General features: G+C 68.1%; 6 protein-coding genes. 5 read left to right on the forward strand and 1 reads right to left on the reverse strand.

The features are described from left to right. Window positions 1–15 precede the first annotated feature (15 nt). A complete protein-coding gene (locus ACZ7KI_RS09305; protein WP_470272655.1) occupies window positions 16–597 on the forward strand; it encodes a TIGR03086 family metal-binding protein in 582 nt (193 codons plus the stop codon). Here the strand turns inward: ACZ7KI_RS09305 and ACZ7KI_RS09310 are convergent. Beyond that, entirely contained in the window at window positions 507–1,421 is a 915-nt protein-coding gene (locus ACZ7KI_RS09310) for a (2Fe-2S)-binding protein (protein ID WP_470272656.1), read from the reverse strand. The two genes, ACZ7KI_RS09305 and ACZ7KI_RS09310, sit on opposite strands and share 91 nt — an antisense overlap. A 359-nt stretch (window positions 1,422–1,780) precedes the next feature. Here ACZ7KI_RS09310 and ACZ7KI_RS09315 point away from each other — a divergent pair, with 359 nt between their 5' ends. The 4 genes from ACZ7KI_RS09315 to ACZ7KI_RS09330 all read left to right on the forward strand — a co-directional run bounded on the left by ACZ7KI_RS09315 (window position 1,781) and on the right by ACZ7KI_RS09330 (window position 6,939). Continuing rightward, on the forward strand, window positions 1,781–4,339 hold the full coding sequence (locus tag ACZ7KI_RS09315; protein WP_470272657.1) for an ATP-dependent Clp protease ATP-binding subunit: 2,559 nt from the start codon (window positions 1,781–1,783) through the stop codon (window positions 4,337–4,339). Then, a complete protein-coding gene (locus tag ACZ7KI_RS09320) occupies window positions 4,245–4,757 on the forward strand; it encodes a type II toxin-antitoxin system RelE/ParE family toxin (protein ID WP_470272658.1) in 513 nt (170 codons plus the stop codon). Before ACZ7KI_RS09315 ends, ACZ7KI_RS09320 begins: the two co-directional genes overlap by 95 nt. A 112-nt stretch (window positions 4,758–4,869) precedes the next feature. Continuing rightward, on the forward strand, window positions 4,870–5,097 hold the full coding sequence (locus ACZ7KI_RS09325; protein ID WP_470272669.1) for a helix-turn-helix domain-containing protein: 228 nt from the start codon (window positions 4,870–4,872) through the stop codon (window positions 5,095–5,097). Window positions 5,098–5,157: 60 nt separating this feature from the next. After that, the gene (locus tag ACZ7KI_RS09330) at window positions 5,158–6,939 is read left to right on the forward strand and encodes an Hsp70 family protein (protein WP_470272659.1); all 1,782 of its coding nucleotides are present in this window, start codon (window positions 5,158–5,160) and stop codon (window positions 6,937–6,939) included. Window positions 6,940–7,323: the final 384 nt, after the last annotated feature.

Raw genomic sequence — 7,323 nt, forward strand, 5'->3', positions numbered from 1 at the left:
GGTACTCATGCCCGTATGTCCGAACACGCTGCCCTGATCGCCCCCGCCGCCGCGGAGTTCGCCGCGGTCCTGCGCGGGATCGGCGAGACCGATCTCGCCGCCCGCACCCCGTGCGCCGAATACGACGTCCGCGCGTTGCTGAACCACCTTCTCTACTGGGGTCCCTGGCTTGAAGCGGCCGGGCGCAAGGAGGCGCCGCCCACGGTGTCCTCCGGTGAGACGGAGTCGGATCTCGTGGGTTCCGAGTGGCTCACCGCGATCGAGGACCAGACCGCGCGGCTCGTCGACGTCTTCGGTGCTCCTGAGGCCTGGCAGGGGCAGACCACCTTCGGCGGCCAGCCGATGCCGTCCTCGATGGCGGGGTACATGGTGCTGGACGAGTTCGTCTTCCACGGCTGGGATCTCGCCAGGGCGACCGGCGCGGAGTTCACCGTTCTCCCCGAAGTCGCCGACGCCGTCTACGCCATCGCACTGGAGATCGGTGATCAGGCCAGGGCGATGAAGGTTTACGGCGACGAGGTGCCCGTCGCGGAAGGCGCGACGACGTTCGAACGCGCCTTGGGCGCGTCGGGACGGAATCCGGCCTGGACGCCTTGACGGATTCGCGGACAACCACCGCATTCCGATTCCGCGGGCAGCAGATGGTTGTAGCAGCAGCCTTCGCGGTTTCTCGTCCACTCGCGGCGCCCGTCGGCGCCTTCGGCCAGCCGCAGCTTCGAGGCCGACGTCAGCGGCGGGAACCGCGATTCGAGGACCAGCGCGGCGTCCGCGACCCCGGCGCCCTCGGCCTCGGGGGTCCCGCCCAACCGTCCCGCCGACCACAGCGCGTTGTCGAGCGCGTCCGTGGCCGCCGCCCACAACTGCCGCCGTCCGAGCCTCGTCAGTGGTCCGTAGACGTCGATGAAGCGGTTCGCGTGTGCGACGAAGCGGCCACGCAGCACGGTCGCCAGCGTTCGCTCGTCCGGTGCGACGACGGCTCCCGGATGCGCCGAACCCGGATCGGTCGGCAGGCAGTGGAACCGGTCATCGAGAACGGCGACCGAATCGGGATGCGGCCGGTCGCCGCCGATCCGGAAGGCCAGCGCCGACGGCGCCAGCGACGGGACGCGGCGTTCGTGATGCAGCAGCATCGCGCCGGCGAGTGCCGGGACGTGCAGGTACCAGGAAAGGATCCAGCTCGCCGGGACGCGCTCGGGTATCCCGGTCGCCTCCGGGTACCGCTCGGCCAGCCAGCCGCCCAGGCGCTCCCGCCAGCGAACGAGACGAGCCGGATCGGCCAGCAGGTCGGCACAGCGGACCCAGCCCGGCTCGTCTTCCGGCATCGCACTGCGGAGCCCGGCCTCTTCGGGCATCCTCGACACCGAGGCACGGAGGCCGTCTTCGGACGGCGCGAGCGCTAGGGAGGACCGCTGATGCCGCATACGATCCTCCCTTCCTTAGGTACGCCTAACCTTACACACGGTCCGTGACTACTCCGGTCGGGTGTCCATCCACTGGGCTGTCTCTCGCCGGCCGGGCGTGTTCGCGCTCAGCGGACAAGGCGCATCCGACGGAATCCGAGTGCGTGTTCGCACGTTGTGCTTGACGTAAAGGTGCAGGGCAACCGGAAGATGAAAGCGCGCACGGCCGGAGAACGGCCGGAGCGCGAACGGGCCGCAATCAGCCGTAGTGGTACGCCAGCGCGACCGCTTGGCTACTAGAGTGGTCTCACGGTGCTGAATCCATCGCGGTGAAAGCACGATGGAAACGGGCCGCCGTCGCAGCAGTCGAGGGAGTGCACATGTTTGAGAGGTTCACCGACCGCGCGAGGCGGGTGGTCGTCCTGGCCCAAGAAGAGGCCAGGATGCTCAACCACAACTACATCGGCACCGAGCACATCCTCCTGGGTCTGATCCACGAGGGTGAAGGTGTCGCCGCCAAGGCGCTGGAATCGCTGGGCATCGCGCTGGAGGGCGTCCGCCAGCAGGTCGAGGAGATCATCGGCCAGGGGCAGCAGGCCCCGAGCGGGCACATCCCCTTCACCCCGCGGGCCAAGAAGGTGCTTGAGCTGTCGCTGCGCGAAGCGCTGCAGCTCGGCCACAACTACATCGGCACCGAGCACATCCTGCTCGGGCTGATCCGCGAGGGCGAAGGCGTCGCCGCACAGGTGCTCGTCAAGCTCGGCGCGGACCTCAACCGGGTGCGTCAGCAGGTTCTGCAGCTGCTGTCGGGCTACCAGGGTGGCAAGGAGTCGACCGAGACCGGCTCCGGACGCGGTGAAGGCACCCCGTCGTCGTCGCTGGTGCTCGACCAGTTCGGCCGCAACCTGACCGTGCAGGCCCGCGAAGGCAAGCTCGACCCGGTCATCGGCCGTGGCAAGGAGATCGAGCGGGTCATGCAGGTGCTGTCGCGGCGCACCAAGAACAACCCGGTCCTGATCGGTGAGCCCGGCGTCGGCAAGACCGCCGTCGTCGAGGGGCTCGCGCAGAACATCGTCAAGGGCGAAGTCCCGGAGACGCTGAAGGACAAGCAGCTCTACACCCTCGACCTCGGCTCCCTGGTCGCCGGCTCCCGGTACCGCGGTGACTTCGAAGAGCGCCTCAAGAAGGTGCTCAAGGAGATCAAGACCCGCGGCGACATCATCCTGTTCATCGACGAGCTGCACACGCTCGTCGGCGCGGGTGCCGCCGAGGGCGCGATCGACGCCGCCTCGATCCTGAAGCCGATGCTGGCCCGTGGTGAGCTGCAGACGATCGGCGCGACCACGCTCGAGGAGTACCGCAAGTACATCGAGAAGGACGCCGCGCTGGAGCGCCGCTTCCAGCCGATCCAGGTCGGCGAGCCGTCGCTCGAGCACACGATCGAGATCCTCAAGGGTCTCCGCGACCGGTACGAGGCGCACCACCGCGTCTCGATCACCGACTCGGCGCTCGTCGCCGCCGCGACGCTGGCGGACCGGTACATCAACGACCGGTTCCTGCCCGACAAGGCGATCGACCTGATCGACGAGGCGGGCGCCCGGATGCGCATCCGCCGGATGACCGCGCCGCCGGACCTGCGCGAGTTCGACGAGAAGATCGCCGACGTGCGCCGGGACAAGGAGTCCGCGATAGACGCGCAGGACTTCGAGCGCGCCGCCCGCCTCCGTGACGAGGAGAAGACCCTCCTCGGCCAGAAGGGTGAGCGGGAGAAGCAGTGGAAGGACGGCGACCTCGACGTCGTCGCCGAGGTCGACGAGGAGCAGATCGCCGAGGTCCTCGCCAACTGGACCGGTATCCCGGTGTTCAAGCTCACCGAGGAGGAGACCACGCGTCTGCTCCGCATGGAGGACGAGCTGCACAAGCGGATCATCGGCCAGGAGGACGCGGTCAAGGCCGTCTCCCAGGCGATCCGCCGTACCCGCGCCGGTCTGAAGGACCCGAAGCGCCCCTCCGGCTCGTTCATCTTCGCCGGCCCGTCCGGTGTCGGTAAGACCGAGCTGTCCAAGGCGCTGGCGGCGTTCCTGTTCGGCGAGGACGACGCGCTCATCCAGATCGACATGGGTGAGTTCCACGACCGCTACACCGCTTCGCGACTCTTCGGTGCCCCTCCGGGCTACGTGGGCTACGAAGAGGGTGGCCAGCTGACCGAGAAGGTGCGGCGCAAGCCGTTCTCGGTGGTGCTGTTCGACGAGATCGAGAAGGCCCACCAGGAGATCTACAACACCCTCCTGCAGGTCCTCGAAGACGGTCGGCTCACCGACGGTCAGGGTCGTACGGTCGACTTCAAGAACACCGTGCTCATCTTCACCTCGAACCTGGGTACCTCGGACATCTCCAAGTCCGTGTCGCTCGGCTTCTCGCAGGGAGGCGACACCGCCAACCGGTACGAGAAGATGAAGCAAAAGGTCAACGAGGAGATGAAGAAGCATTTCCGGCCGGAGTTCCTGAACCGGATCGACGACATCATCGTCTTCCACCAGCTGACCAAGGACCAGATCATCCAGATGGTCGATCTGATGGCCGCCCGGGTCGAGAAGCAGCTCAAGGCCAAGGACATGGAGCTCGAGCTCACTCCGAAGGCCAAGTCGCTGCTCGCCAAGCGCGGCTTCGACCCGGTGCTGGGCGCGCGGCCGCTGCGTCGCACGATCCAGCGCGAGATCGAGGACCAGCTGTCGGAGAAGATCCTGTTCGGCGAGATCCAGGCCGGTCAGATCATCCTGGTCGACGTCGAAGGCTGGAACGACGAAGAGGGCGAGAAGGACGACAAGGCGCACTTCGTCTTCCGTGGCGAGGCCCGGCCTTCGTCGGTCCCGGACGCCCCGCCGGTCAGCATCGGCGCCGGCACGAGCGAAGAGAACGGCGAAGCCGAGAGCGAGTAAGTCTCGGTGGTTCAGGGAAAGGCCCGTCGCGGGTTCGCCGCGGCGGGCCTTTCCCTATGCGGAACCGTTTTGCACCCCTTCGTGTCCAGCGGGGTTCGGAGCGCTGTGCAGGGAGGACCCTGGTACGGCGGATCGCGTCGAGGAAGCGATCGACATGCTGGCTTGCGAGGGCCCGCAGCCCGGACGGCCGCTGGTCGACCGGATCAGCGGGTCGCGCAGGCACAACTTGAAAGAGCTGCGCCCGGCATCGGCAGGACGCAGCGAGATCAGGATCTTGTTCGTCTTCGATCCGGTGCGGAGAGCCGTGCTTCTGGTCGCCGGTGACAAAGCCGGAAACTGGAAACGGTGGTACGACATCAACATCCCGATCGCGGAGGAGCGATACCGGCGGCATCTGGACGCGATGGAGGAAAACTGAAATGGGTCGGTCCTAGAAAGAGGTCAAGGCCGAAAAGTCCGCGGCGGATCGCGAGGCGGGTCGCGACGTCGAAGCCGCCCGTGCCGAGGCGCGAGAAGCCACGCAGGCTTACATTCTCGGGTTTCGCCTGTCGCGACTTCGCGAGGACGTCGGACTGAGCCAGACCGAGGTCGCCAAACGCATGGGTGTGAGCCAGCCGCGAATCAGCCAGCTCGAGCAGGGGGATCCGAGCCAGATGGAACTGGACACCCTCCGCAGGTACATCGTCGCTTTGGGCGGCCGGCTGCGGGTGGTCGCCGATTTCGACGATCACGACGTCACCATTTCCGCCGCCGTCTGACCGCTCCAGGACGTCGGATCGTCGCGTGAGACGATGCCACCGGGTCCGGGAGGGGGTCAGGTGGACGTTCTGGCGATCGATTTCGGTACCTCCAGCACGGTCGGGGTGCTCTCGATCCACGGCAGGGGGACGCAGGTCGTCGAAATCGACGGATCGGTGACGATGTCGTCGGCGATCTACGTCGACAAGGACGGCACCGTCTTCGTCGGCCGTGACGCCGAACGCCGTGCCCGGCTGGATCCGAGCCGGTTCGAAGCGAATCCGAAGCGCCGCATCGACGAAGGCGCTCTCCAACTCGGCGACGTGACGCTGCCCATCGCCGATGCCTTCGCCGCTGTCCTGCGCCGGGTCGGCGAAGAGGCCGAGCTGCTCCTCCAGCGTCCGCCCGCGCAGGTGCGCATCTCCCATCCGGCGGGCTGGGGCCCGGACCGCAAGCAGATCCTCCGCGACGCCGCGCTGAAGGCCGGGTTCGGGACCACGCTGCTGATTCCCGAGCCGGTCGCCGCCGCCGCGCATTACGCCTCCCTCAACCACGGCCAGGTCCGGCCGCCCGGTCCGATCGCGGTGTACGACCTCGGGGCGGGCACCTTCGACTGCGCCGTCGTCGGGGTCAGCGCGCAGGGGTTCGCCGTGCTCGCCGAGGACGGCCTGCCCGACCTCGGCAGCCTCGACATCGACCAGGCGCTGCTGGTCCACATCGGCCGCGAGGTCTCGCATTCCGATCCCGCGGTGTGGCAGCGGGTGCTGCGCCCGCAGTCGGTCGGGGACCGCCGGACGCGCCGGTCGCTGCTCCAGGACGTCCGTGACGCCAAGGAAAGCCTGTCCCGGCATCAGCAGACCGAGATCCCGATGCCGGAGCCGTTCGGGGACGTGCGGGTGACTCGGATGGAACTCGAAGCCCTCGTCCGGCCGAGTTTCCTGCGCAGTGCCGAACTCCTGGCCACCACGATCCACCGTGCCGGGCTCACCCCCGCGCAGCTCGGCGGCGTCTACCTCGTCGGCGGGCCGAGCCGGATGCCGTTGCTGGCGAGTCTGCTGGCGAACCAGCTCCGGATCGCGCCGACGACACAGGACCAGCCGGAGACGGCGGTCGCGTTCGGGCTGCACCACGTGCCTGCGGGCGGCGAGGACTCGCAGCTGACCGTGCCCGCGTTCGCGCCGGTGTCACCACCGGTCCAGCAGCGACCCGTCCAGCAGCCGCCACCTCAGCCGCCTCGGCGCCCCCAACCGCCGCGCTGGACGCCGCCCCCGCCACCACCCGGCCCGAACTGGCGGAAGCCCACGGCGTACGGCGTCATCGCGCTCGCCCTCGCGGCGATCGTGACGACGATCGTCCTGCTCACCGGCGGCGAGGACGAACCCGTCGCGGCGCCGGACCCCGCTGTCCCGGCACAGAAGCCGAACTGCGATCGACCGGGCCGGAAGGACGCGCAGGGGTTCACGGATTGTCTCCACCGGATCGCCGCCGTCATCCCGCAGCGGGACGCTTGCCGGGACGCGCCGGACGCGGCCGCCGCGATGGGGGCTGCCTCCGCGGTCACCTGCGTGTTCAAGAACGACGAGGCGTCGAACGCGATCAACTATTACCAGGGTGTCGCGATGACCGGCCTGGAGGCCGACGCGCGGCGGCAGATGACCAAGGGCAAGCCCGTGGAGGGCACCTGGGCCGCCGACGGGCTGCGTGGCCGCTACCTCGCCGGTGTCGGCAAGCGAAGCGGCATTGTGCTCTTCGGGACCGATGACGCGCCGTTGAGCGCGATGCTCGTCTCGACCCGCCGCGACGGGACCACGCGGACGACGCAGGAGATGGTCGACTTCTTCACCGCACAGCTCAAACCCTGAGGGGTCGTGAGTGGCGATTCGGGTTATTGAGGGATAAGGCAAACGTGTCGTGTCTCGGGTGGGACGGTGGCTGGGCATGCGACACCGCATTCGCGTGCTCAGACCCGGATCTCGCGTGTTCAGACTCCGCATCCCCGAGTGCGGCATCCAGGCACGCGAGTCACGCCTTACCGGAGTACATGAAGGTCCCCTTCCTTGCGCCTAGCGCCAGGGTCCCGGCAAAGTCGAGGTAGGGCAGGCCTGATTCTGGATGCCGCGGGGCCTACGGGTGCGGTTTCGGAGGAATGGTGTGAGTGGCGGTTCGGGTGAGGGCCACTTGTGTCTTAGGTACCTGCCATCGGGCGACACGCGTGATCCGACGGAGGGTACGCGTGAGTGAACGGA

It is taken from the genome of Amycolatopsis sp. NPDC039088 (assembly GCF_055598845.1).

What these genes read in the sequence shown, in the direction of transcription:
- ACZ7KI_RS09305 (WP_470272655.1), top strand. Translation starts at nt 16, where the DNA reads ATGTCCGAACACGCTGCCCTGATCGCCCCCGCCGCCGCGGAGTTCGCC.
- ACZ7KI_RS09310 (WP_470272656.1), bottom strand. Translation starts at nt 1,421, where the DNA reads ATGCGGCATCAGCGGTCCTCCCTAGCGCTCGCGCCGTCCGAAGACGGC.
- ACZ7KI_RS09315 (WP_470272657.1), top strand. Translation starts at nt 1,781, where the DNA reads ATGTTTGAGAGGTTCACCGACCGCGCGAGGCGGGTGGTCGTCCTGGCC.